Here is a 25,359-nt window from a genome sequence, read left to right as displayed (position 1 = left end):
TTGCCGGATGCCGACTATCAGTTCGCGGAATGGCTCCTGGCCCGCGTCTCGCTCGATTATCACGTCGAGGTCGACGGCTTCTTCTACTCAGTTCCACACGGCCTGATCCGGGAGCAGGTCGACGTTCGCGCCACCACCCGGACCATCGAGTTGTTCCATCGGGGTTTGCGTGTTGCTGCTCACCAGCGCCGTTATGGCGGCCGCCGGCACGGCACTGATCCCGATCACATGCCCAGTGCGCATCGGCGTTACGCCGAGTGGACTCCCGATCGATTCCGGCGCTGGGGGCGGTCGATCGGGCCCAACATCGAGGGGCTCGTTCTCGCCATCCTGGCCAATCGGCCTCATCCCGAACAGGGATTCCGGACCTGTCTCGGCGTGCTTCGGCTGTTCAAGGATATTGATCCCGAACGCGCCGAGCTGATCGCGGCCCGCGCGGTCGCGGTCAGCGCACTGACCTACAAGAGCATCGCCTCCATCATCGCCAACAAGCTCGAACGCAGTTCTCGCGATACCGAGGACGCGATCATCGAACATCCCAATCTGCGCGGCCCCGGTTACTTCCATTGAAAGGATTATCCAGCATGCTCACCCATCCCACCCTCGACCTGCTGCATAGCCTTGGTCTCCACGGTATGGCCAAAGGCTTCAAGGACCTCGATGCCCAGTCCGAAGCGCGCAGCCTCGAACACGCCGAATGGCTGGCGTTGCTCCTGGAACACGAGAAAACGCTGCGCCAGCAAAAGCGGTTCGAAAGCAGAGCTCGAGCCGCCAAGCTGCGTCATGCCGCCTGCGTCGAGGATGTCGATTACCGCGCTATCCGCGGCCTCGACCGCACGCTCTTTCTAAAACTCGCCGCTGGCGACTGGATCCGGGCACGACATAATCTCCTTGTTACCGGGCCGTGCGGCGTCGGCAAGAGCTGGCTCGCTTGTGCCCTCGGCAACAAGGCTTGCCGAGACGACTTCTCAGTTGCCTACCATCGTGTGCCGCGTCTCTTCGCCGCTCTCGCACTCGGCCGCGCCGATGGCCGCTATACCAAGATGCTGCGGGCGATCGCACGACTTGATCTGCTGATCCTGGACGACTGGGGACCAGAACCTCTCGACGCCGACCAGCGCCGTGATTTGCTCGAAATCGTCGAGGATCGATACGAAGCCCGCTCGATTATCGTCACCAGCCAGCTGCCCGTCGATCGCTGGTACGAAATCATCGGCAACCCCACCATCGCCGACGCGATTCTCGATCGCCTCGTCCACAATGCCTACCGCATCGAACTCAAAGGAGAGAGCCTCAGGAAGCAGAAGCAACCCGCTCAAGATCAACCGGTCTCTTGACCTTCCCAGCCCTCGACGACATCATGAAATTGACCCATGCGAACGACGCCACGGGTGGCCGGCTTCAGATCGGAATACCCGGCCGGCTTCGAATTGGAATGCATGGCCGGCTTCGTCGGAATCCGCAACTAATCATATCAAGTAACGGGTCTTTCAAACTGGTCCTAACAAATAGCAGGAGATCGATATATGGCAGTCGGCTCTTGATCCTAGCCACAAACGCCGGCTGCGAACTCACTCTTGCTGCTCAGCCCTCTCAAGGCTGAAACAGGGGTTCGATTCCCCTAGGGAGCGCCAGCAAGTGTTTTCAGTCACTTACATCAACAAATAGCGGCGCTAGCGGCATTCGATAGCGGCAATTCGCGTGGGCGTCATGCTCGCCGGGCGAGTGCTTCGTGAAGTTGAATTTGGTTGGATATGGAAATCGACGAAAACCTGATCCGCCGCGACCTGACGTCGGCGCAACGGGCGAAAGCTGATCTCCAAGCGAAAGGCGGCTTGACGGCCTTATGGACAGTTTCGCTAAGGACACGGCGGCAAAATCTGGCAACTCCGAGCGATCGATTGAGCGCGACGTAACCCGCGCCAAAGCGCGAGGCTCCGACCTTGATCGCGTGGCCGGGACGTCGCTGGAGAAGGAGTGCTTAACTGGACGCGCGGGCGTGCTGCAGACCACAGTAGCGCTTGTTCCAGATTTAACCTTCCGCGACGACATCAAGCTTAATCCGCGTCTTCGATTGCACCCGAGCTGCGGAGCGCTAACCTCTCTGCACCGGACATTGCCCCGTCCGGGTTCACCATGGCGAGGTCGTCGCGCCAAGATATTCGGCGCGGCGGCTTCGTTTATCTACCGCAACGGTATGAGCTTCATTTGGCGAATAAGCCCGACGATGACCGGTTCGATCTCGTTGAGATGCGACGACAGATCACGAACTTACGCTCGCAACACTCTGACAATCTTCTCGTCACATCGCGATTGAACCGCTTCTTCGTGAAGATTGCATTCTTATCTGAGCCGAAGGATGCAGCACACGCGCAGCACCTGCGGTCCGAATTCGCGCGGACGCTGCAAGGTATTGAAACGATCGTCACCCGGAGGCCATCTGCGAAGCGATCTGGTATCGTTAAGCGGCCCAAGTAATACTAACGCGGGTGCGCTCTTGCGCTCGCCGGGTCCGGGGCCGATGGTCGATGGAGTCGCGAAGTCGTCCTCGTTTCGCGTATCGAAGCCGCATCGCCGCGTTGGCGTTGATGCACCGCATCCCGAGCTTCGCAACATCGCCGGATTTCGCCGGGGAAGGTGGTCTACTCGCTTACGGTGCGTCGAGACGGCGTCTTTTTATTCGATCAGCTTACTACGTCAAAAGAATCCTTGAGGGTGCACGAGCCAGCGACTTGCCCGTCGAACAGCCGACGCGGGTCGAGTTATGGATCAACGTTAGAACTGCAAAAGCGCTCAAGCTCGTAGTTCCGACGACACTACTCGCACAAGCTGACCAAATAATTGAGTAGACGCAAAAGACGTCTATTGGCACGAGCCCGACCAGTCGCGTTGGTCTGGCAAATTCCGTTCACGCGAGTAGACCGGAAGTCACCGGCTCAAAGGTAGACCGGTGCGTCCGACCCGGACCTTGGCACGGGACTTCTGTCCTGGGCTTTTCGTTAGGACCACGGCGGCTCTTCGCTCGCCCCGATTGCCTCGTGGTGGATTGTGAAGCCCGCCGAACGTCAGCAACACAGTTCTTACAGAGGCAGGATCGAAACCAATATCCTTGGCGTTTGGTGGATGTGCCTCGCTGCCCTTCAATCGGAGCGTCAAGTGCAACTGCTCGCAAAGGTGCCGAACCACGAGATTGACCTGATCGTCAGTCATGATCTGCTTTTCCCGCTACCATCTTGCGGCCCAACTGGTAGCACATCTGATAGCCCTACACGCAACGACCCCGCCTCGCGAGTCGCGTGGTAGGGCCGCCTGCCGTCCGGACTTGGGCTGGATGAGTCGAGCCGGCCAACTCAATTTATTCCCGGTCAAAGTGAAGAGGTGACTGCGCAAAAGGAGCACTCCGTTGGGTATCCTAATGTGACAGATCGATTGTCCTAATTCAGACAGCTCCAGCCGGCTGGCCGCACGCTAAGGGTTCACTCGGGAGGGTCATTCCCCTTCGGCTCTTGTAAAAACTTTGGCGGATGAACTGACCCCTGAGCTGCGACCATCGATCTATCGGGCCTAGTGCGCGACCTCGGAGGTAAGCCGCTTCCCGACATCAGTAGTCACATCGTGACACGGTAACGAAGTCTCAACCCCACCTGGCTCGACCCTTCTTTGTGTTTTGAGTTTGCTCGTTTGTATGCTTGAGCATCGCTTTGAGTTCTTCTTCGAGCGATCGCGGCGAAATTCCGAGTGAACCGAATCCCGGCCGGCTGCCCGAGACCATCGTGTCGATCTGCATAAGCTCAACCTGATTGCGCGTGAGCGGCGGGTGCGGCAGGATCTCAGCGAGGCCGGCGGCGGCATTCCAGAAAGCAAAGGGTACTCGCACCAGCATTGGCCGCAATCCGGCGGTGCGCGCAATGGTCCGCAACAGCTCGCCGTATGAGTAAACGCGCGGGCCGGCCAGTTCGTAGATTGGAAACGGTCTTTGTGTTTGCCGCAGGACCTGTGCGATCGCCGCGGCGACGTCGTCCACGTACACCGGCTGAAGCCTCGTCCTGCCGTCGCCGAATAGCGGATAAGCCGGCAGGGTCCGAAGCAGCCCAAGAATTCTCGTGAGAAAGGCGTCGTCCGGCGCGAACATTACCACCGGGCGGATAACGACTGCGCCAGGGAATGCCGCTTGCACAGCCACCTCGCCCTCGCCGCGATTGCGAATATAGGGCGAAGGCGATGTGGGGTCAGCGCCTATGCCTGATAGGTGCACAAACCGTTTGACCCCGGCCCGCCGTGCCACTCCAGCGATCCTGGCGGCCGCTTCGACGTGCACCGAATGAAATGTGTCGCCTCCATGCTCGGTGTAAAGGCTGATCGCGTTGACGACGCCGTCGGCACCCATAACGGCGGCCTCTACAGAGCGCTCGTCATGGGCATCAGCGATGACCTGTTCCGCGTTGTCGCCCTCGGCCCGCGCAGGATGCCGTGAGGCTATACGCACCGTAACGGTGGAGACGCTCAAATGGCGCACAACGCGACAACCAACGAAGCCGGTCCCCCCAAACACGGTCCCGCGGTTCATTCCCCGGTCCATCCCACGATCCTGCGCAACGTTCTGTATTGACCCGCCGAGCGCCGCGCGCACTGCCTCAGTGGCCTCCGCCGGCGAACTGCCTTTGTTGAGATGATGTGAGATCACATCAATCAGAATTTGCGCTGCAGGGCCGACCGTTTGCCACTCTTTCCTAGCTTGATCGATTAGCGGCTGCGCCTCACTATAGAGCGTTTCCGCCTGTTCGATGATCGGATGTGCCTTACTGAGAAGATCGATTAGCGCCTTGGTCGCGGGCAATGACCGCTCAATTTGTTCAAGCTGCGCGTCGCTGAGACCGGAAACGTGACCAATGACTTCAATGAGCAAGTGTTTCAGCATGGCGCAACCTTGCTGGTAGCGACGCACTAACTCAGGGCAACCAAGCGAAAGTAGGCACGGGCTCGGGGGGCGTCAGTTGTTGTCTCAGCCGACAAGGGCCCGGCCGCCAAGCTCTCGGAGCTTGGAACAATCGCGCGCAATGGTGGATGATATTTGATCCACATCGATTATGTCCAGCATCTGGACCCAAATTTTCGTTAGCTGCCTTGGGCAAGGCCTTTGGGGAGTGCAAGGCTGACAAGTCTTGGAACGTCCTAGAAAACACGACGTCGGGCCACTCTGTTAGGACGCATCCGGCGGGGCCGCCTTGCCGAAAGAGGCGCGGTATTGAGAACTGTCCTGATGGACGGTGATGGGCCTCAGTGCCCAAGTCGAACGGCTTGAAGCGGTGGAGACGGGTCGGCGGCACCGCTGGTCCGAGGACGTGCGTGTGGCCACTTCCCGGCGAAACCGGTACGACACATTCATTCAGGGATTATTTTTCGGGCCGGCAGAACCTTTAGCGTTACCCAGCCGATCTTGTCGTGACCGCCAATCTTCCGCCAAGAAAAACGATTCTTGTATCGAATACTTGGAGAGCTGTGAAAGGCGATGAGCGGAGAGGTACGTGGGCAACCGCGTGCACTGGCTTATTCTCTGAACCTCAGAGACGCGCTGGCGCGCGGAAAAAACGTCGCGAAATTCGATAGGGGTGATCCAATCTTTGCGCGGACCGCAAGCAGTTCTGGAGCTAGATGTATGAAACTATCCGGCGGAGCGAAGCGAACATCAAGCCACCGCTCATACAGCTGCCGTCGCACGTAAATGCGCAACAATCCGACCATCGTGCAAAAATACGGCGGCGTCTGTCTAGAAACCCCGGAAAAAATCCGCGCGGTTGCGAGGAGCCTCGCCGATTTGCACAGCCGTGGTCATCGCGTCGTGGCGATCGTTTCAGCGATGGGTAAGACGACCGACGAATTAATTAAGGCGGCTTATCAAGTAAGCCCGCATCCCAACCGCCGCGAACTGGATATGTTGCTAACGACCGGTGAGCGCATCAGCATGTCGTTGATGAGCATGGCCCTGTCTGATCTCGGTGCGCCAGCCATTAGTTTTACCGGGAGTCAGGCCGGTGTAATGACAGACGAATCTCATTCTTCCGCGCGAATTTTAGATGTGCGGCCTGCGCGCGTGCTCGAAGAACTCGGTCGCGGACGCATCGTGGTTTTAGCGGGCTTTCAAGGCGTGAATCCGCGAACCAAAGAGATCACCACACTAGGCAGGGGCGGCAGCGACACCACCGCAGTCGCCATGGCTGCGGCGCTAAAGGCCGAGCGCTGTGAAATTATCAAAGAGGTCGACGGAATTTGCTCGGCCGATCCGCGCATCGTGGCGAACGCAAAGCCATTGCGCCGGCTGGATTTTGCATCCTTATCCGAAATGTGTTTTTGGGGCGCCAAGGTTCTGCATTTTCGCAGCGTGGAGCTGGCACAAAGCCAAAACATCCCCTTGTATTTGCGAAAATGGGGCAATTCCGAACACAGCACGCGAGTGATGAAGGAGGTTATCGGAATGGAAACCGGAATTCTGGCCGTCAACTCGATGGCTCGTATTGAGCATGTGGAGATCGCTTCGACGAATCTCAGTCACGGTTTTGAGAAATTTGCGCAGCATCTCAAGCAAAACGGCCTATCTTGGCCGCAAGTCCTCGCCTCGGCTTTCACCGCCGGAAAAACGCGCATCATGATGACTTGCGAGTCGGAATCGCTCGACACTCTGCTGCGCACGCTGGAAAGGAGCAAGGACTTGCGCAAAGAGCGTGAGACTTTAAGTTCGGTGAGCCTTACTTGCTTCGGCGGCGTTTCTTCAGACTTGCCATTTCAGGCGATACAAATTCTGCAATCCCGCGGGATTGTCGTTGAAAAATACGTTCTATCGCCACATTCGATAAATTTGTTCGTTCCTGTGGAGACCCGCGAGGCCGCGGTCACGGCCTTGCATTCGCTGATCTAACGACCTCTTCGAGAAGATGTCACGAAATCGCGTAAGGGGAGGGATGGTCAAGAGGGGCGGGTCGCCAGCTCGATGCGGCGACAACGAGAATTCTTAATCTTGGCGATACGCGCCCGTCCGCCATCATTGGTGTCAATTCATTAAAGTCGCGAGGCGAGGATTATGCCGGGCACCATTGGTTGGCTACTTCGCGAGGGCGAACGAATCATTGCTTGCAACACAGGCTTATTAGGTCACAAGCACCTTTTAATCGGCATCACCCGCGTTCGTAACGAAGCGCTTATTCTCAGAGACACACTGGACTACGTCGGCAAGCACGTCGATGCGATAGTCGCTTATGATGACGCGAGCACGGATCGTACGCTGGAGATTCTATGCGAACACCCAAAAGTCGCTCTGATCGTGACAAATCGGTCGTGGGAAGCGGAGGTCGAGGCACGCCGGATTGCCGAGGGGCGGCATCGCGGCCTCTTGTTGCAGACGGCGCGCGAACATTTGCAGTTCGACTGGGTGTTTTGCTTCGATGCGGATGAGCGCGTTACCGGAGATTTACGCGGATTCATAGAAGGAACGCATTCCAGCGAGTGCGACGGCGTGCGGGTTCAACTGTTCGACGCCTATATGACTCCTGGGGATCATGCACCCTATCAGGCCGATTGCGAACTGTTGGACTTTCGTCGTTTCTTCGGTCCGGAACGGCGAGACATTCTGATGTTGTGGCGAAACCGGTTGGAGGTCACCTTCGCAGAGCACCATGCGCGCGAGCCGGGTGGCGTTGAACGCGTGGCGACTGGCCTCTATTGCCAACACTACGGCAAATCGTTGTCGGTCGACCATTGGGAAGAGACCTGCGACTACTACATGCGACACTTTCCGTTCGATACCTACGGACGAAAATGGCGCGAGCGCAAAGGTCGAGCAATCCACACCCAATCGGACTTCATGCGGCCGTTGTACGAGTGGGGTGACAGGCTCTTCGCGAATGCGATCAAGATGTGATTGTCCGAAAACTGAGCCGCCCCCGTGCCAATGCGGCCGCTTCGAAGTCGGCCACGGGCCCACTTCTTCCATAACGTCTCATTTGCGAATCCAAACTTGGATCGCGATATTTGCGTCTTGAACCATCCGCTCTTGCCGGTGTGTCCGTTTCAGGAGAATAAGCGACCGGGCACAACGACCCCGGGGCTCAAATTACTTCCTGCCTTCCAACCTCTTTACGCGAACATTGCTGGCGTTATCTCATCCACTTGGATGATCACGTCGGCCGGAACATCATTGCGCCGCGCCGCATTTCAAATTGCCTCGGCGCTCTCAGCTTCATAAAGACAATAGGTCTTGCGCTTGTCGGCGCTGAGAAAGGTCAACAGCCACTTCACGCCTTCCTCATCGTTGATGCGGTTAACTCTATCTGTTGCTTCCTTTGTCATCTCGAGTCTTTCGGCGAAATGCACCCCACTTCGCTTTCCGCCCCTGTAACTCATTGAAATTGCGGAAAATGCGAACGCCCTCCGAGCGCACCATAAACCCAAAGCGGCGATCCATCGTCGCTATGGCTTCAAACAAGGACAAGCATCCGGCTCGGGAGTTTCCTTGCTACCACAACGCTCGAGACGCCCGCCACTGATGCGCCTGAGCGATAGCGAGAAAAGGACTGGAAGCTAAGCTACGTGTCTACTTATCGAGCGACAAGAGACAGCTTTCTCTTGGTTGGACACCGTTAGCTTTGACCCGAGCCGAGCATCAGGAAGGAAAGTGTTCGACGTGCGTCTCTGCCGTGCGAAAGCCAGACGCGGTCGAGCGGACGTTCGGGTTGGAGCCCGTGGAGGGGCTGCCGACGACGCTTGGTGCAGCACTGCTGGACCTTTCGAGGATGGCCGCAGCGATGCACCCGGACGACATTTCTCTGTCGCTCGATCTTCCCCCAGGAATTCTGACGTTCCGGGCTTATCGGCGCGAGCGCAGGTGATATCGGTAGCCGAACTTGGCGCACTGATGCGTGACGACATCACCCCTCTGGTACGCCAGCAATGCGCATCCCCTGAATAACCCGCTTGCCTTGCTCGCGAAAGGTCGGATCGTTGCTTACGGTGGCGCTTTTCAAGCGACGGATAGTGAAAGTTGGGTCCACCGCAAGTCCCGCTTTCACAGCAAGCCGCGCTTCACCCAACTTCCCGAGATGCGCGAGCGCAGCGGCGAGCTCAAAGTGCGCTATGGGATAGTTTGGATTTGTATTCAAACTTCGACGCAGCCATACAAGTGCTTCGGCATCGGCTCCAAGCAATACCTTAGCGAGTCCAACCCAACTCATCCATCGATAAGCGCCTTCATCGCGAGGAGACAAGCGGAGAGCTTCGTGGACATGTGCCTCCGTTTCTGCTGCGCGACCAACATAAACTTTGGCAACACCGATCAGAGCATGGGCCTCCGCCAAATTCGAATTCAATGCCAATGCGTGTTCAAGGTTAGTGATGCCTTGCGCCACGCGCTGGGTGCAGAATTGGAGCGCACCCAAAGACATGTGAGCACCGGCGTGCTGCGGGGCCAAGGACAGCGCCTTAATCAAACCCGCTTCGGCCGCAGCATAGACAACGTCAGGGTTATCGGTGAGAAACGAGCCTGCTCTTGCCCCGTCGATCATCCCCATACCCACCAGCGCATCGACATTGTCGGGATCAAGCTCTAAGGCTCGTTCGAAGAACCTTCGCGCCTGCGCGACGTGTTCCCGAGTCCAACGCTTGTTCCAAATAGCCATCCCTTGGAAATGCAGGTCTAGAGCATCGGGGTTCAATGAACGCTCCGCTCGCCTCGCCTCAGCCGCGATGAGCTGAGCATTTAATGTATTGGCGAGCCTCGCTACGATTTCGTCCTGTATTTCGAAAAGATCAGTTACGGGCGTTTCAAAGCGCTCGGCCCAAATGAGATTGGCGTTTTCGGCATCCAAGAGCTGTACGTTCACTCTAGGTCGGTTGCCGCCTCTCTGCACGGAGCCTTCGAGCACATAGCGAACGTGTAGTTCGCGACCGATCTGCTTGAGATCAATCGGCTTGCCTTTGTAGGCGAATGCAGTGTGGCGAGCGATCACGAACGAGCCCCTGATCCGCGATAGGTCCGTAGTCAGGTTCTCGGTCACTCCATCCACGAAGTAATCCTGCGCGGGATCGTTACTGAGATTGGCGAGGGGCAGCACGAGCATGGAAAGACGAGGCGGCGAGAACGTGTTTTGTGCCGTGCCATCGCTCGACACCGTCGAACTGGCCGACGCAGTTGCGGGATTTTGCTCTTCCTCCACTGCGCCAACGAAGCGGAAGCCTTTGCGCGGCAATGTTTTGATCAGGCGCTGTTTGTCACCGTCGTCGCCGATTGCGGCCCGAGCGGCATTTAGCCGGGTCGTCAGCGCGGCATCTGAGACGATCCGCCCATTCCAAACTGCTCTGATGAGATCGTCCTTGCTAACGACGCGGTCTTTATTGCGGATCAGGAAGTCGAGCAGATCGAAAACTTGCGGAGTCGTTGGGATTACTCCGGGCCCGCGTCGCAGCTCGCGTCGGTCGGTATCGAACGAGTAATCCTCAAAGAAATAGCGCAAGGCCGACCCCCATTTGCCCCACTGACCATCCTAGGCGTTTCCGCTGCCATTTGACAATGAGCGCCCTCCCGGTCGAGCGCCACCTTTAGTCGCATCGGTAGTGGCGGATGCAATCACGTCCCCTGATTGTTCGAGATTTTCATCTCGAAGCTGGGATCGCCATCGGTCCAACGCAATATGCTGCGCGCGATCCGTCACTTCACGAAGTTCGCAAAAGGGGCGGGCCTGATCGATGATAATCCGGCCGCCAGCGTGACCCGCGCCAAGATGAAAAAGACCGGCGGCTTCTTTACGTGGACCGAAGATCACTTCGCCAAGTATGAGGCGCAACATCCGGTCGGCACCAAGGCGCGGCCGGCGCTGGCGCTCTATCTCAATCTCGGGGTTCGCAAGTCAGACGTGGTGCGGGTAGGGCCGCGCTATGTCCGCAATGGGATGCTACACAATTTCCTGCCGAAGAAGGGTGAGCGCACCGCTGGCAACCGGATCACGGTCAAACTATTCGAGGATACCAAGGCCATCATTGCCGCGACGCCCGTCACCGGCACCGAGACCTATCTTGTGACCTCGTTCGGCAAACCGTTCACCGCGAACGGCTTTGGCAACAAGATGCGCGAGTGGTGCGATGAAGCCGGGCTGCCAGAATGCACCTCTCACGGTTTGCGTAAATTGTGCCTGATACGACTGGCGCACGCTGGCTACGGCGCGCCGCAAATCGCCGCCGTCTCGGGCCACAAAGATTTGCGAGAAATCCAGTTGTACATTGAGCAAGCGAACCGGGAAAAGATGGGATCGAAACCTCGACCGCGTTCGAACAGGCTCAGATCGCGAACAAAAACTTGCTAACTGAGTGAGCTAGTTAGCAGAAACGGGCAAAGAACGAAGCGATGTCAATGGGAGTTTGCGAGCATGGTGGGCCCGGCAGGACTCCAACCTGCAACCAGACCGTTATGAGCGGGAGGATCATGGTCGGCTTCGTTGGTCTGGACGCGTTTTGGTCTGCGTTCGGTCGTGTTCGTTGTGTTCTGGTGAGATCGTTTCTGGTGCGAAACTGGTGCGGTAGATGGTCTGAGATTTTCGTGCCTGACGTGCTGTTTCGCAACGCCTCCCGAAGATTGTTCGTGACCAGCGCGCCAAACAAATCGCGCCCAACAAGCCTTGCCGCCCAGCGCGGTTGACGAACCTCGCTCCGGGGATGAAGCCGGCTCTGACGGTTCCAAACTAGGAACCTGACAGGCGCTGAGCGCAAGAATCCCGGGAGGTGTGAGGCGGCTCACACCCCCACGTCAGGCTTCGCGCTAATCAGATCGCTGCGGGGATTTCTGGCGGACAGGAGATTTCGCATGAAGCCTTTGATCATTTGTTCCATCGCCGCTGTTGGTCTGCTTGCTGCTGTGACCGGCATCCCGCGATCACACTCGAACGCAACGGTCGGGCGCGCCGGAACATCAAGCACGTCGACATTGCAGGGCATGCAAAGCGGTCGAAGCGCAGACAAACTGCCGGTCGACGATTTTGACGATCGGTCATTGGTCTTTCCGCGGGATTCCAAGCGCTAAAGCATGATCCGGAAAAGTGCGCAGCGGTTTTCCGAAAAGATCATGCTCAAACAACAACCTAAAGCGCGATGACGATTCATCCCAATCTCATCGCGCTTTAGGCAGAAGGCCGCGCAGCAGACCGTTCAGCCAGGGCTCGCAAATAGATGCGCTTGAGCCTGCGAGGTCGAACGAAATCGTGGTCGAGACGCGGGGCTACGGGCCCTGGAAAGCGGGCGGAATCGGGTAGTCGTTCCCCAAAAGGCCGAGCAATTCCAGTTCGCCTCGATGAGCGTCCAGTTCCAGAATGGCCAAGAGAAGCATCAGCACGGCCGCGGTATAGATGAGGAACGGTGACGTTTCAGCGGGCACATCGTCATGGTGTGGCGGTATCGCATTGCGAAGTGATCGCCACAACGAAATGAAATGCAGATACGTTTTAGGTCGTATTTGCATGACGTCGTCCTCGACGTGTCAGATCAAGCATAGGTTCAGGCTATGCCCGGTTCAAGCCGACAACAGCCGTTGCGGCATTGAGTAGCGGAGCCATGCCCGTCCTGCGGTGCAGCATGGAAACCGGATAACGGCTTCAATCATTGACGAGACCGAGCGAGTGCACGTACGCCGTGTCAACACCGACGACATGCCCGAACGACCTGTAAGCCGCAGATGAATTGGGTCCCACGTCTCAGCACCAGTCTCTGCATCGTTGCCGCTCTGTTGGCGATGCATTCAGCGCCGGCGCCAGCGCAATTGACAGGTCACGGTGGGCCCGTGCGGGCGATTGCGATTTCCAGTGATGGCAACAATGTTCTGTCGGGCAGCTTCGACACCGCCGCCATCCGATGGTCGCTCAAGACCGAATCCGCCGAGCAGGTCCTTCGCTTTCACTCCGATGCGGTGAACGCGGTGGCCTTCCTGAAGGATGGGCGGATGGTGACTGCCGGAGCGGATGCGAAGGTAGCGATCTGGACGCCTGGCCGGCAGCAGCCGGATCAGGTTTTCGAGGGCCATGGCGCGCCGATCGCTTCACTTGCAGTCTCGCCGGATGGCGCAAGATTGGCTTCTGCCTCCTGGGACCATACAGTTCGTATCTGGTCGCTCGGCGATGGCGCGCAGCAGGTGCTGGAAGGGCATGCGCAGAACGTCAACGGCGTCGCATTCACGCCGGATGGACGATCGCTGGTGAGCGTGGGTTACGATCGTGAACTGAGGATCTGGCCATTGGCGGGTGGCACCCCTAATGTCATCACGCTGGGCTCACCCCTTAATGCCGTGGCAGTCGCGCCTGACGGCGAGATCGTAACGGGTGGTGCTGATGGCAAGCTACGCTTTCTGATGTCGGAGGGCCGGGAAAGCGGCGAGGTGCAAGCTGGCCAGACGCCGATTGTCGCGTTGTCGATCTCTCCAGACGGCACGTCGGTCGCTGCTGCAGGAATTGGCGGTGTCGTGACGGTCATCGACCGAAAGGCGCGAAGCATCGCGCGAAGCCTGGTCGATACAGGTTCGCCCGTGTGGTCGGTCGCTTTCCTGCCGGACAACGCAACATTGCTGACGGGCGGCGTCGACGGCAGGATCCGGCGCTGGAACGCGCTGACCGGCGCCCCCATCGGCTCATCGTTGCAAGCCACGCCGCGCGATCCGCTTGCAGCCTATACGGGAGATCACGGGGCCGAGGTGTTCAGGGCGTGCGTTGCCTGTCATACCCTGTCCGAGCAGGACGCGCAGCGCGCCGGCCCCACGCTTGCGGGCTTATACGGCCGCAGGATCGCGTCGCTGCCTGGTTATCGCTTCTCCGACGCGCTCAAAGCGATGGACATCGTGTGGACGCCCGAGACCGTGTCAAAATTGTTCGAACTCGGTCCGAACGCCTATACGCCTGGCACAAAAATGCCGGAGCAGCGGATTGGATCCGCGAAGGATCGCAAGGCGCTTACGGATTTCCTGGCGCGCGCCACCGCCAAGTAGCTAACGCTTGGTCTCACGCTCACGGAGATAATCATCGGTCGTGCGAGGCGAAGCGCGTTCGGGCACGCCGGCGAACGGGTCGAACTGTTGTTCACTCATTGCGGTGACGCGGCAGTCCGCGCACATTCTGACCACGTCCAGCCGCTTGTCGCCCGCGGGATACATCCAGTGTCGGCCCTCGAGTTTCGCAGCGATCTTCTCGATCGTGCTCTTTACCCCAAAGGGCTTATTGCAGCGGATGCAAAGCGCCGGCTCCTCCTCCTTGATGATCCGTGCCGGAGCCCTTGCGGCCCGGAAATCGATCTGCGGCTTCAGAGTGATCACCTTTTCCGGGCAGGTGCTCTGGCATAATCCGCACTGCACGCAGGCATCTTCGACGAATTTAAGCACGGGACGTTCGGGATCGTCGCGGAGAGCCCCGGTGGGACAGGCCGACACGCAGGCCAGGCACAAAGTGCATCCGTCCGTATTGACGGTAACCGTACCAAGCGGCGCGCCCTGGGACAGCGCAATGATGTCGGTCGGCACAGGCGCAACGCGGTGCAGTTCGTGAAGAGCGAAGCGAAGCAGGTCGCGCCGCTTGCCTACCGTCTTGAAGGTTGCGGGACGCTCCACGGCCGGCGCGGGTTCAATCGACCGCAGCACTTCGCCCAGCACGTCCGGGTCGTCCGTTTCGATAGTCGCAACCCGGCGCCCCGAAAAACCTAATCCGGAAACAATGGCATCAGCCATCGTTATGGTTTGAGAAAGCCCGGAGATGTCGTGCAGAGGTCTTGCGCGGAGGAGAAAGCGTATCCCCGCTGCGCCATAGGCGAAGGATGCCACGACCGCTTCCAATCCAACCTGTGTCACCTCGTTGACGGGGAACGGCAGCACATTGGCGGGAAGCCCGTCGCCGTGGCGGGCGAGCGCATCGATCAGCGTGCTGCCATGTTGGGTGTCGTGCAGCAGCACGACCGCACCGGAGCCGCCGGCTTCGCGGTAGGTCAAAAGCATTGCGCGCAATTTGTGCAGCAGCGCATCGGGCGGCGGAAGGGCATAGGTTGCTGCACCCGTCGGACAGGCCGCGGCGCACTGGCCGCATCCGGCGCAGACCTCGGCGTTGATCTTGACGTGATCGCCATGTGGCGTGATCGCTCCGGTCGGGCAGAGATCGAGACAGCGATGGCAACCCGTCAGCCTCGAGCGCGAATGGACGCAGATCTCTGCGGTGAACTTGACGTATTTCGGCTTGTCGAAGTTGCCGACGAGGTCGCGTGCCCTGAGCACGGCACGCAGCATCGCGGCCGGGTCCCGCGGATCCGCGCGGAGATAGCCGTCGCGCAAGTCATGCGCGGGAAAAAGCGGTTTCCCGCCGGAGAGATCAAGGACGATGTCGCAGCGCGAAGTCAGGCCGTCGCACGGATCCTCGAAGACGAGCGTATCGCGCGAGGAGGGGCGGGGGGCCGCATAGCCGTCGACCGTCAACTCGAAGGCCCCCAAATGGCCCTTGGCGTTACGGATCGTTCCTTGGACGATCGGAAAGGATGTCGTCGCCGGCGGCATAATCTGTGACGGCTTTGTGATCATGATCGTCACGTCGAGATGATCGGCAAGCAATCGACCAGCTTCGACCGCAAGTTCGTCGCGGCCATAGATCAAGATCACCCCTTCGCTCGATAGGGTGACAAACGGAAAAGCAGGCGCAGCTCGGACACAGCGGCGAGCAGTGCTGCCATTTTTGGGCCTGCCTTGGTTCCCTCCACCGACCAGCCGGCCGTCTCGCGAAGGTTGATGAAATCCAGTTTCCCCGAACGCCCCTTCGCCTCGTCGCCAAACAGTGGGGCCTCCTGGGTGCAGCCGACGATGAGCGGTCCTTCCGCCTTCGCCGCGTTGCGAAAATGATCGAGCTCGGCCCTGCAGAGCTGGCGGAACTCGGCGATTTCGCTTTTGCGGCATCCTCGCTTCACGGCGGCCGTATCGAGGCGCATCGTGTCTTCGCACGAGCAGATCAGGATCGTGTTCGGCGGATCAGGCATGCGCAGCCCTTCACCTCCTGAAGCGGTCCGGGAACGACGGCGAGCGGACTCGCGTCGCCCCTCCTGGTCGATTAAGTTATTCTCACAAGAGAAGAAAAGAAAGCTGGAGGTCCGCCTGACACCGACAGCCCCTGGGCACTCATCGGTCACGGAGCCAATCAATCTGCCTCCGCCATTCACGCTGGTGAGGCTGCGCGAAAGTCGTGACTCTTTCGCCCATGCCATGCATATCGCCGAAGTGAGTGGGGCAGGTACGCTGACCTACGTGGGGCGGTTCGATCTTGCCGAGTTCGCAGTCGTCCTTGAACCTGGCGAGCCGTTGCGTACCGCGCGCCGCGCTTTCTATGCGGGGATGGTGGCGCTGACCGACGCCTTGCGCGCGTATGCGCCGCCGAACAAGGAGATCGCGATCGACTGGCCGGACGCGATCCGTGTTGACGGCGGCCTCGTTGGTGGCGGGCGGCTCGGCTGGCCTTCGTCCGCAAAGGAGGACGAGCCGCCGCGCTGGCTGGTGTTCGGTGCCATGATCCGGACGGTTGCGATGAGCGACAGGGAAGCCGGCGTTTATCCGCTCGCTTCCGCCCTGGATCAGGAGGGTTTTGGTGAGGCCGGCGCGATTCAGGTGACGGAGAGCTTTGTGCGGCATCTGATGCGCGCTCTCGACGCCTGGCAAGCCGATGGATTCGACGGCATCGCTCGCGAGTTTCTAAGTCGGTTGCCGCGTGCGCGGCAAACCACATATGTGATCGCTGACAACGGTGACCTTATTGCCCGCCGGATTGGGACAAACAGGACCGATCGGCACGACCTGAAGAAGGGCTTGCTATCGCCGTCATGGTTCGATTCAATACTCGGGGGACCGCGTCTGTGAAGCTCTTGCGCACCATCGCGCTCGATCCATCCGACACGTTCGTGTTCGACGTGCCGGCGCAGCCCGGCGATTGGGCAGTGTCGGGCGCCTTCCGCTTTTGTAATCGGGATGCAGCGAAGCTGAGCGGCAAGGACCGTTCGGCGTTTCGAAGCGGTTTCCTCGGCGTGCAATCCTGGGGCTGGTCGACACTGGTGCAAATCGTCCCCGCGACTGAAGGCGATCGCCGGACGTTGGTGGAGCTCCTTGCGAAACAACTGGTCGAACGGTTCGGGGCGCCGGACCTTGCAACCGCGCGCCTTGCCGCTGAAGAGGAAGTCGCCTTTGCGCAATCACTCTGCACGCATCCCATCAGCGCGCTGATCGCGGTCCACCGCTCGGCGAGCAATGGCGAGGTCCGCGAGTCATTCCGCAGATTGCAACTGCGCGAGGGCCAGCGTCACGGCAAGGCGTTCTCGTTCATGGAAGTGGAGGATGACACCGAGCCCGACAAGGATCTCAATCTTGCGAATATGAGCGAGGAGCCGTCGCGCCGATGAGGGATTTCTGGATCGCCTGCGGCCACCATCTGCTCGATCACAATGCGAGCGGCGGGCTCGTGGTCACGGATGAGTTCCTGAAGGCCTACTTCGTGCGCCCCGAACTGATGCCGCCGGACGACGCTTGCGCGGTCGAACGCAGGTTGCACCAGGAGCTGCTCGCTGACCCGGGCCGGGCAGTCGCTGCGGAGGAGGTAGCTGCGATCGCCGATGCGGATGCGCGGGAGAACTGGCAATTCGTACTGGCATTTCGGAAGCTTCTGCTGCGCGAACCCACGTTGGAAGCGGCCTATCTTGCATTGGTTCGCTCACGTCACGTCAACCTGCCGCCGCTGTTTGTGAACCACCTTGTTCACGTGATCCTGCGAAATGCGCTTGACGGATGCGAGGACCCGTTCGTGCTGCGCGCGGCCGAACTGTTCTTCCGGCCGCAGCGTATCGTGCCGCACGAACACTTGCTGCTGTTGGGCGACGAGGAAATCATTGGCGGGCCAAGCCAAACGCCCGTGTTGTCGCTGATGTCCATGTTGGGGGCAACAACCGGCGCGGAGATCGACGTCCTCAGCGAGGGGAATGCCGACGGCTACTGGCAGCGCAGCGATCAGTTCGATCTTGCGCTCGATTTCACCGGCGGAACGCGGGGCCCCGCTGCGCTGGCAGAGGCCATGGGGCGCTGGATTACTCATTTGCTTGGATTTGCCGTCGGAATTGAGCCGCTCACCGCCCTGCGCGATGCGAAGCTCACCTGGTATGTTGGGCTCGATGCTGAAGCCACCCGGATGGGCGACCAGCTTTGGCATGGAGAGGCGCTGGACGACCGCACCGCAAGCCGTGTGCTGGCGCTGTTCCGGCTCGCTTTTCCAGATTCCAGCCTGGTCGTTGATGCGGTCGGGCGCGAGCCGGTCTACCTGATCCTTGCAACGACCTCCGATCAGCTGGTGCAGATGAAGCCGCAGAATCTGTTGACGGGGTTGCCGATCAAGCACCTGGAGGCTGCAACGTGAGCCCCGGCGCGCTGCCATTGTTGCGCATTCCGGTCGGCGTTGTCGTCGAGCGCCGCAAGGCGGATTCCCCATGGATTGATTTTGTCTGGCGCGGCATCGGCGTCTTGCCGGATGAGTCGGAGATGATGCCGTGGACTGTCCTACGGGCGCAGGAGGGATTGACACTCTTTTATGCCGGGAACGCCATGGTCGATCTCTATCGCTCGGAAACCGAGCGCTACCGTGACAATCTTGCCACGGGCGCTCCCCGCATCTGGATCGTATTGACTCCCTCCGAGGGCGCCTGGCCCTATGCCGTTTCGGCCGTCACCGCAGATCCAGCGGAGGGCGAGGCATTCACGGAAGCAGGTGCCAATCTGGTCGAAGCGGTGCCAATGCCTGAGATACTGCATAAGGCGATTGAAAAATTCATCGCCGAGCACCACGTCGAGAGGGAATTCGTTAAGCGCGAGCGACGCCGCGCCGATCCTGAGGCGCTTGCGCGGCGTCACCACGACGGTGAGCACGAATGAGCGACGAGCAATTCCTGGCGCGCTGGGCGCGCCGCAAGCAAGAGGCGAAGGCCGGTCACGCTGAACCAGCCCCTGAAGAAGCCGCTGAGGCGCATGGGCCGGCGCTGTCCAACCGGGCCGCGGCAGAGCCGGCTCCCCCGGAGACGGAGCTGTCGAACTTGCCCCCGATTGAATCGATCGATGCTGCCACCGACATCACGGCTTTCCTGCGCAAAGGCATTCCGCAGGAGTTGAGCCGGGCGGCGCTCCGTCGCGCCTGGAGCGCCGATCCCACCATCCGCGATTTCGTGGGGTTGGCGGAAAACGCCTGGGACTTCAACGACCCGAACGCCATGGCTGGCTTCGGTCCGCTGGATTATTCGGCCGAGCAAATTGACGCTCTCGTCCGCCGCGTCGTCGGGGGCGTGGTAGAGGCCGCCGAGGGCCTCCCCAATCCGCGCGAGGCTGCCGAAGACGCCGCGCGATCGGCTCCCGCGGAGGCCGGTTTCGAGCAATCATCAAATCCGGTGAAGGCGATCACGGAACCTCGACCGCTCGGCGAGTTCGCAGCCGCGGAATTGCCGTCGAATTCTACTGCATCGCAATCCGTAGCTGCGAGTGAAGAGACTCCCCTTCGGCACCGCACACATGGCGGGGCGTTGCCCCGGTAGACTGCGACTAAATGCGATAGCCTCAGGCTATGGCTATCAATTGACCGCTCCCGGACACGCGGCTAGTCTTTGTTACGCAAACGCAATCAAGCGCTTGGCCCCCTGGATGGGAGGTCGGCATGCGCGATGCGGGCCTTGAACGAGCCATCGATGCGGCGGGCGGCGTTGCCGAGCTTGCCCGAAAAATGGGGTTTGCCCAGCCCTCGGTGTCGAACTGGAACAGGGTGCCAGCGCAACGTGTGATTGCGGTCGAAGGCGCAACGGGTGTGTCGCGCAAAGTGCTTCGTCCCGATCTCTATAGCGAGCCGGCCGCGCCGGACGACGCGGTTGATCCGACCGATGCCGCGCGCGCGCAGGAATACGCGCTGCTTGCAACCTTGCTCTCGTCCGCGCCGTCGGCCGCATTGCTCGAGCAGATCGCGCAACTGCATGGCGATGCGACGCCGCTTGGACGCGCCCACGCAACCCTTGCAGAAGCTGCATCGGTAGCGGCCGTATCCGAGGTCGAGCGCGAGTATTTTGACCTCTTCGTCGGTCTGGGTCGCGGCGAGTTGCTGCCTTACGCATCCTATTACTTGACGGGCTTTCTCCACGAACGTCCGCTGTCGCGCCTGCGCGACGATCTCGCCGCGCTCGGCATTGAGCGGATCGAGAGCAATTTTGAGCCCGAGGATCACGCGGCGACGCTGTGCGAGATCATGGCGGGCCTTGCGGTGGCACGCTTTCCGGTGCCAACGGAAGCACAGCGCACATTCTTCGAGAAGCATGTGTCCCGCTGGATGGGACGTTTGTTTGCCGACATGGAGAAGGCGGAAAACGCCAAATTCTACCGGTCGGTCGGAACACTTGGACGAAATTTTCTGGAAATCGAATCCGAGGCTTTCACGTTCGTCAACTGACCAGCGCCGCTGGTCCAGGAGAGATGCGATGAGGGACGAGCAGAGAACGACAGTCGGACGCCGCGATTTCCTTCGCAAGGTCGGCATCGGCACGGTCGGTGCGGGCGCGACGCTGGCAACGCCCTTGATCTCGCCTGCTCAGGCGGACAGCGAGACCGACGATGAGAAACGCAAGGCGCGCTACAAGGAGACCGATCATGTGAAGGCGTACTACCGTGTCAATCGCTATCCGGGTTGAGAGGAGGCGGCCGTGCTGATCAGGAGAACACAACAGCGTTCCGAATCCGCTTCACGCGGATCAATCGCGGGAGGTTTGTCCGGGCAAACCAATGGTCTCGACCGCCGCACCTTCCTGCTCCGGTCTGGCCTTGGTGGCGGCGCTCTCGCTGCAGTGAGCACGCTGCCGGTCGGCGGCGTCCGCAAGGCGAAAGCAGCAGTGGCAGGTCCCCTCACATCGGGAGCAACCGTTCGCAAGAGCGTCTGCACGCATTGTTCGGTTGGATGCACCGTGACAGCGGAGGTGCTGAATGGGGTGTGGATCGGCCAGGAGCCGAGCTGGGAGTCCCCGATCAATCGCGGATCACATTGTGCCAAGGGCGCTTCTGTGCGCGAGCTCGTGCACAGCGAGCGGCGGCTGCGCTATCCGATGAAGCTTGTGGGCGGGCAGTGGACGCGTGTCTCCTGGGATACGGCGATCAACGAGATCGGCGACAAGCTCCTGGAAGTCCGCGAGAAATCTGGGCCCGATTCCATCTATTGGCTCGGCTCGGCCAAAATGACGAACGAAGGCGCCTATCTGTTCCGCAAGCTCGGCGCGTTCTGGGGAACCAACAACACGGATCATCAGGCGCGCATCTGCCATTCAACGACCGTTACCGGCGTGGCCAACACCTGGGGCTACGGCGCGATGACCAACAGCTTCAACGATATCCGCAATGCCAAGACCCAGGTCATCATGGGCGGCAATCCAGCCGAGGCGCACCCTGTATCGTTGCAGCATCTGCTCGAGGGCAAGGAGCTTCAAAAGGCCAACTTTGTCGTCATCGACCCGCGCCTGACGCGAACCGCGGCACACGCGACCGAATATGTTCGGATGCGGCCGGGCACCGACATCCCGGTGCTGTACGGCATGATGTGGCACATCCTCCAGAACGGGTGGGAAGACAAGGAGTTCATCCGACAGCGGGTCTATGGATTCGATGATCTCCGGAAAGAAGTGGAGAAGTGGAATCCGGCAGAAGTCGAGCGTGTCACCGGCATTCCCGGCGAGCAGCTCAAGCGCGTCGCCAAGATGTTTGCTACCGAGAAGCCGGCAACGCTGATCTGGGCCATGGGCCAGACCCAGAAGACCGTTGGCACCGCCAACGTGCGGGCCAGTTGCATCGCACTGCTGATGACCGGCAATGTCGGCGGAGCGGGCATGGGCGCCAACATCTTCCGTGGCCATGACAACGTGCAAGGCGCGACCGATGTCGGGCTCGATATCGTCACGCTGCCGTTCTACTACGGGCTCGACGAAGGCGCGTGGAAGCACTGGTCGCGGGTTTGGGAAGTCGACCATGAGTTCCTGAAGTCGCGCTTCGACTCCAAGCAGATCATGGAAACGCCCGGCATCCCGCTGACCCGCTGGTTCGAAGCGGTGACGCTGCCGAAAGATCGGATCGCGCAGAGAGACAATGTGCGGGCCGTGTTCGTGCAGGGGCACGCCAGCAACAGCATCACCCGCATTCCTGAATCCCTTAATGGCCTGAAGGCGCTCGAGCTGCTCGTCATCGCCGACCCGCATCCGACGACCTGGGCCTCGCTCTCGATCGAGGCGGGACGCAAGGATAAAGTCTACATTCTCCCGGTTGCCACGCAATTCGAGTGCAAGGGTTCGCGCGTTGCCTCGAACCGCTCGTTGCAATGGGGCGAGCAGGTCGTGAAGCCGATCTTCGAATCGAAGGACGACCTCGAGATCATCTATCTCCTGGCGAAGAAGTTCGGCTTCGCCGACAAGATGTTCAAGAACATCAAGGTCGAGAACAATCTGCCCGAGGCGGAGGATGTGCTGCGTGAGATGAACCGCGGCAGCTGGTCGACCGGCTATTGCGGGCAATCGCCCGAGCGCCTCAAGGCGCATATGAAGAACCAGGCGAAGTTCGACATGCTGACGATGCGGGCGCCCAAGGACGATCCCGAGGTCGGCGGCGACTATTACGGTCTGCCTTGGCCGTGCTGGGGATCACCTGAAGTCAAGCATCCGGGCACGCCGCTGCTCTACAACACCAATCTGCACGTGATGGACGGTGGCGGCGCGTTCCGTCCGCGCTTTGGCGTCGAGCGCGAAGAGAAGCTGCCCGACGGCACCACGCGCAAGGTCAGCCTGCTCGCGGACGGCTCGTACTCGAAGGGTTCGGCGATCGAGGACGGCTATCCGGAATTCACGCTGGCGAGCCTGAAGAAGCTCGGCTGGGACACGGAGCTCACGGAAGCCGAAATGGCTGTTATCAACAAGATCAACCCGGCCAAGCCAGACGAGGTGTCGTGGTCGCTCGACCTGTCGGGCGGAATCCAGCGTGTCGCGCTCATGCATGGTTGCGTGCCCTATGGCAACGGCAAGGCGCGGATGAATGCGTTCGGCTTGCCCGACCCCATTCCGGTACACCGGGAGCCGATCTACACGCCGCGCGTCGACCTGGTCGCGAAATATCCGACGTTGCCCGACGCCGAGCAGTTCCGGGTGCCCAATATCGGCTTCTCGGTGCAAAAGGCGGCGGTCGAGAAGGGGATCGCGAAGCAATTTCCGCTCATCCTGTCGTCCGGCCGTCTGGTCGAATATGAGGGCGGCGGCGAGGAGACGCGCACCAACCCCTGGCTCGCCGAATTGCAGCAGGACATGTTCATCGAGATCAATCCAGCCGATGCCGCCGAGCGCGGCGTCACGGACGGTGGCTGGGTCTGGGTCACGGGCGCAGAGAACAATTCGAGGGCCAGGATGAAGGCGCTCGTCACCGAGCGTGTCGGCAAGGGCGTTGCCTGGATGCCTTTCCACTTCGGCGGTTGGCTCGCAGGCAAGGATCTTCGCAGCAACTACCCCAAGGGCACCGATCCGATCGTGCTCGGCGAAAGCGCGAACACGATCACCACCTACGGGTATGATCCCGCGACCAACATGCAGGAGACGAAAGTCACTCTCTGCCAGATCGCGGCGGCATAAGGAGCAACGACGATGGCACGTATGAAATTTCTCTGCGACGCCGACCGTTGCATCGAGTGCAACGCCTGCGTGACGGCCTGCAAGAACGAGCACGAGGTCCCCTGGGGCATCAACCGGCGTCGTGTCGTCACCATCAATGACGGCAAGCCGGGCGAACGCTCGGTCTCGATGGCCTGCATGCACTGCACCGATGCGCCCTGCGCTGCGGTGTGTCCGGTGAACTGCTTCTACACCACCGCCGACGGCGTGGTGCTGCACTCCAAGGACCTCTGCATCGGCTGCGGCTATTGCTTCTACGCCTGTCCGTTCGGCGCGCCGCAATATCCGAAGGTCGGCAATTTCGGCTCCCGCGGCAAGATGGACAAATGCACCTATTGCGCCGGCGGTCCCGAAGCCGACGGCAGCAAGGAGGAATACGAGAAATACGGCGCGAACCGGCTTGCCGAAGGCAAGCTGCCGCTCTGCGCCGAGATGTGCTCGACAAAATCGCTGCTCGCCGGCGATGGCGAGATCATCGCCCAGATCTACAGAGAGCGCGTACTGAAGCGCGGCTACGGCTCGGGCGCATGGGGCTGGAAAACCGCCTATCGCGAGACGATCGAGTCCTGAAGCAGGCCGCGGCCACGCGGCGCAGATGCCGAGGAGGAGTTCATGTCGTCATCCGGAAGGTTCATTCCAGTCACCATCGGCGCGTGGGCATTGCTTCTGTTGATCATTGCGGCGCCGGCACCGTCACTGGCCCAGCAGGTCAATCCGACAGCGAGCTCGGTTAGCGAGCGGCAGCTGCTCCAGGAAATGGACCGGATCCAGGGGCGCGTCAGCATTCCCGACCAGCGCTCCAGCGTGCTCATGCAGCCGGCTGGCCGCGAGTGGCGTGAATTCCGCAACGTGGCGCTGCGCTGGATTGGCGGGGTTGCCATCCTCGGCATGCTGGCGGTTCTCGTGATCTTCTATTTGACGCGCGGCATGGTCCGTCTGGAAAGCGGACGATCCGGCCGCACAATCGTGCGCTTTTCCTTATTCGAGCGTTTCGTGCATTGGATGACTGCGACCTGCTTTGTCGTTCTGGCGATTTCCGGATTGAACATCACCTTCGGCCGTCCGTTGCTCCTGCCGCTGATTGGCCACGAGGCGTTTTCCGAATGGTCGCAGTGGGCGAAGTACGCGCACAACTACCTCAGCTTTCCGTTCACCATCGGAGTCGTGCTGATCTTCCTGATGTGGATCGCTGGCAACGTCCCGAACAAGGCGGATGTCGATTGGATCAAGCGCGGTGGCGGTATGGTGGGTCACGATCATCCACCGGCCTATCGTTTCAACGCCGGCCAGAAGGCGATCTATTGGATCGTGGTCATCGGCGGAGGCCTGGTGGCGGCCACCGGATATGTGCTGATGTTCCCGTTCTATCTGTCAGGTATCGAAGGGATGCAGTTCGCGCAGATCGTTCACTCCATCGTGGCGATGCTCTTCATCGCGGCGATGCTGGCGCACATCTATATCGGGACGATCGGTATGGAAGGCGCGTTCGAGGCAATGGGCAGCGGCACTGTCGATGTCAACTGGGCCAAGGAGCACCATGGGCTCTGGCTTGAAGCGCAGAATGCGCGCGCCGAAGCGAATGCACGGCCCCGGCCGGCGGCCACCGCGGCGGAGTAGGGATCGCGC

22 protein-coding genes and 1 pseudogene are annotated in these 25,359 nt (G+C 60.2%); 18 read left to right on the top strand and 5 right to left on the bottom strand.

The window, feature by feature from the left end; all coding sequences use genetic code 11:
* The 3 genes from HAP41_RS38370 (at position 1) to HAP41_RS50805 (ending at position 2,849) form a co-directional block, all read left to right on the top strand.
* A complete protein-coding gene (locus HAP41_RS38370) occupies positions 1-570 on the top strand; it encodes a Mu transposase domain-containing protein (RefSeq protein WP_224580628.1) in 570 nt (189 codons plus the stop codon).
* A 14-nt stretch (positions 571-584) separates the two neighbouring features.
* The gene (gene istB / locus HAP41_RS38365) at positions 585-1,337 is read left to right on the top strand and encodes an IS21-like element helper ATPase IstB (RefSeq protein WP_166057122.1); all 753 of its coding nucleotides are present in this window, start codon (positions 585-587) and stop codon (positions 1,335-1,337) included.
* Positions 1,338-2,528: 1,191 nt separating this feature from the next.
* A complete protein-coding gene (locus tag HAP41_RS50805) occupies positions 2,529-2,849 on the top strand; it encodes an ABC transporter substrate binding protein (RefSeq protein ID WP_414643350.1) in 321 nt (106 codons plus the stop codon).
* Between the two features lie 785 nt (positions 2,850-3,634).
* On the opposite strand, the gene HAP41_RS38360 is transcribed toward HAP41_RS50805, so the two are convergent.
* On the bottom strand, positions 3,635-4,918 hold the full coding sequence (locus HAP41_RS38360) for a complex I NDUFA9 subunit family protein (protein ID WP_224580629.1): 1,284 nt from the start codon (positions 4,916-4,918) through the stop codon (positions 3,635-3,637).
* A gap of 804 nt (positions 4,919-5,722) precedes the next feature.
* On the opposite strand from HAP41_RS38360, the gene HAP41_RS38355 reads away from it, so the two are divergent.
* Positions 5,723-6,913: an aspartate kinase gene (locus HAP41_RS38355; RefSeq protein WP_166082198.1), complete on the top strand. Its 1,191-nt coding sequence runs from the start codon at positions 5,723-5,725 to the stop codon at positions 6,911-6,913.
* 162 nt (positions 6,914-7,075) lie between these two features.
* Positions 7,076-7,912 (top strand): glycosyltransferase, encoded by an 837-nt coding sequence (locus HAP41_RS38350; RefSeq protein ID WP_166082199.1) that lies wholly within the window; start codon positions 7,076-7,078, stop codon positions 7,910-7,912.
* 293 nt (positions 7,913-8,205) lie between these two features.
* Here HAP41_RS38350 and HAP41_RS38345 read toward each other — a convergent pair whose 3' ends face one another.
* Together HAP41_RS38345 and HAP41_RS38340 are read right to left on the bottom strand one after the other, a co-directional pair.
* Positions 8,206-8,340, bottom strand: coding sequence for a nickel-binding protein (locus HAP41_RS38345; protein ID WP_224580630.1), 135 nt, complete (start codon positions 8,338-8,340; stop codon positions 8,206-8,208).
* 578 nt (positions 8,341-8,918) lie between these two features.
* Entirely contained in the window at positions 8,919-10,499 is a 1,581-nt protein-coding gene (locus HAP41_RS38340; RefSeq protein WP_166082201.1) for a winged helix-turn-helix domain-containing tetratricopeptide repeat protein, read from the bottom strand.
* Between the two features lie 126 nt (positions 10,500-10,625).
* Here HAP41_RS38340 and HAP41_RS38335 point away from each other — a divergent pair, with 126 nt between their 5' ends.
* Both HAP41_RS38335 and HAP41_RS38330 read left to right on the top strand, forming a co-directional pair.
* Positions 10,626-11,345 carry a tyrosine-type recombinase/integrase gene (locus tag HAP41_RS38335; RefSeq protein WP_166082202.1) on the top strand — a complete coding sequence of 240 codons (720 nt, stop codon included), beginning with the start codon at positions 10,626-10,628 and terminating at the stop codon, positions 11,343-11,345.
* A gap of 497 nt (positions 11,346-11,842) precedes the next feature.
* Positions 11,843-12,058, top strand: a complete 216-nt coding sequence (locus tag HAP41_RS38330; protein WP_085403297.1) for a hypothetical protein — start codon at positions 11,843-11,845, stop codon at positions 12,056-12,058.
* Between the two features lie 195 nt (positions 12,059-12,253).
* Here the strand turns inward: HAP41_RS38330 and HAP41_RS38325 are convergent, their stop codons facing one another.
* A complete protein-coding gene (locus HAP41_RS38325) occupies positions 12,254-12,493 on the bottom strand; it encodes a hypothetical protein (protein ID WP_166082203.1) in 240 nt (79 codons plus the stop codon).
* A 213-nt stretch (positions 12,494-12,706) separates the two neighbouring features.
* On the opposite strand from HAP41_RS38325, the gene HAP41_RS38320 reads away from it, so the two are divergent.
* A complete protein-coding gene (locus HAP41_RS38320; RefSeq protein WP_166082204.1) occupies positions 12,707-14,005 on the top strand; it encodes a c-type cytochrome in 1,299 nt (432 codons plus the stop codon).
* On the opposite strand, the pseudogene HAP41_RS38315 reads toward HAP41_RS38320, so the two are convergent.
* Positions 14,006-15,975 (bottom strand): annotated as a pseudogene (locus tag HAP41_RS38315) (4Fe-4S binding protein).
* 271 nt (positions 15,976-16,246) lie between these two features.
* Between HAP41_RS38315 and HAP41_RS38310 the strand changes: the two are divergent.
* From HAP41_RS38310 to HAP41_RS38265, 10 genes are all read left to right on the top strand, one after another.
* Positions 16,247-16,894 (top strand): biotin/lipoate--protein ligase family protein, encoded by a 648-nt coding sequence (locus tag HAP41_RS38310; protein WP_248577145.1) that lies wholly within the window; start codon positions 16,247-16,249, stop codon positions 16,892-16,894.
* The gene (locus HAP41_RS38305) at positions 16,891-17,430 is read left to right on the top strand and encodes a DUF6505 family protein (protein WP_063985312.1); all 540 of its coding nucleotides are present in this window, start codon (positions 16,891-16,893) and stop codon (positions 17,428-17,430) included. The genes HAP41_RS38310 and HAP41_RS38305 overlap by 4 nt, the downstream gene beginning before the upstream one ends.
* Positions 17,427-18,434: a DUF6352 family protein gene (locus HAP41_RS38300; RefSeq protein WP_166082206.1), complete on the top strand. Its 1,008-nt coding sequence runs from the start codon at positions 17,427-17,429 to the stop codon at positions 18,432-18,434. Before HAP41_RS38305 ends, HAP41_RS38300 begins: the two co-directional genes overlap by 4 nt.
* Complete coding sequence (locus tag HAP41_RS38295) at positions 18,431-18,946, top strand: DUF3305 domain-containing protein (RefSeq protein WP_166082207.1); 516 nt, start codon at positions 18,431-18,433, stop codon at positions 18,944-18,946. The genes HAP41_RS38300 and HAP41_RS38295 overlap by 4 nt, the downstream gene beginning before the upstream one ends.
* Positions 18,943-19,596: a DUF3306 domain-containing protein gene (locus HAP41_RS38290; RefSeq protein WP_166082208.1), complete on the top strand. Its 654-nt coding sequence runs from the start codon at positions 18,943-18,945 to the stop codon at positions 19,594-19,596. Before HAP41_RS38295 ends, HAP41_RS38290 begins: the two co-directional genes overlap by 4 nt.
* A gap of 119 nt (positions 19,597-19,715) precedes the next feature.
* The gene (locus tag HAP41_RS38285) at positions 19,716-20,495 is read left to right on the top strand and encodes a molecular chaperone TorD family protein (protein WP_166082209.1); all 780 of its coding nucleotides are present in this window, start codon (positions 19,716-19,718) and stop codon (positions 20,493-20,495) included.
* 28 nt (positions 20,496-20,523) lie between these two features.
* Positions 20,524-20,733: a twin-arginine translocation signal domain-containing protein gene (locus HAP41_RS38280; RefSeq protein ID WP_166082210.1), complete on the top strand. Its 210-nt coding sequence runs from the start codon at positions 20,524-20,526 to the stop codon at positions 20,731-20,733.
* A gap of 12 nt (positions 20,734-20,745) precedes the next feature.
* Entirely contained in the window at positions 20,746-23,694 is a 2,949-nt protein-coding gene (locus tag HAP41_RS38275; protein ID WP_166082211.1) for a formate dehydrogenase subunit alpha, read from the top strand.
* A 12-nt stretch (positions 23,695-23,706) separates the two neighbouring features.
* Positions 23,707-24,303 carry a formate dehydrogenase FDH3 subunit beta gene (fdh3B, locus tag HAP41_RS38270; RefSeq protein WP_063985305.1) on the top strand — a complete coding sequence of 199 codons (597 nt, stop codon included), beginning with the start codon at positions 23,707-23,709 and terminating at the stop codon, positions 24,301-24,303.
* Positions 24,304-24,345: 42 nt separating this feature from the next.
* The gene (locus HAP41_RS38265; protein WP_166082212.1) at positions 24,346-25,350 is read left to right on the top strand and encodes a formate dehydrogenase subunit gamma; all 1,005 of its coding nucleotides are present in this window, start codon (positions 24,346-24,348) and stop codon (positions 25,348-25,350) included.
* The last annotated feature ends 9 nt before the right edge of the window (positions 25,351-25,359 follow it).

The sequence above is a fragment of the Bradyrhizobium barranii subsp. apii genome (assembly GCF_011516635.5).
In the GTDB taxonomy this organism is placed as follows: Bacteria; Pseudomonadota; Alphaproteobacteria; order Rhizobiales; family Xanthobacteraceae; genus Bradyrhizobium; species Bradyrhizobium barranii.
The sequence above is the reverse complement of the archived record's forward strand: the minus strand, read 5'-3'. Positions and strand labels throughout refer to the sequence as shown.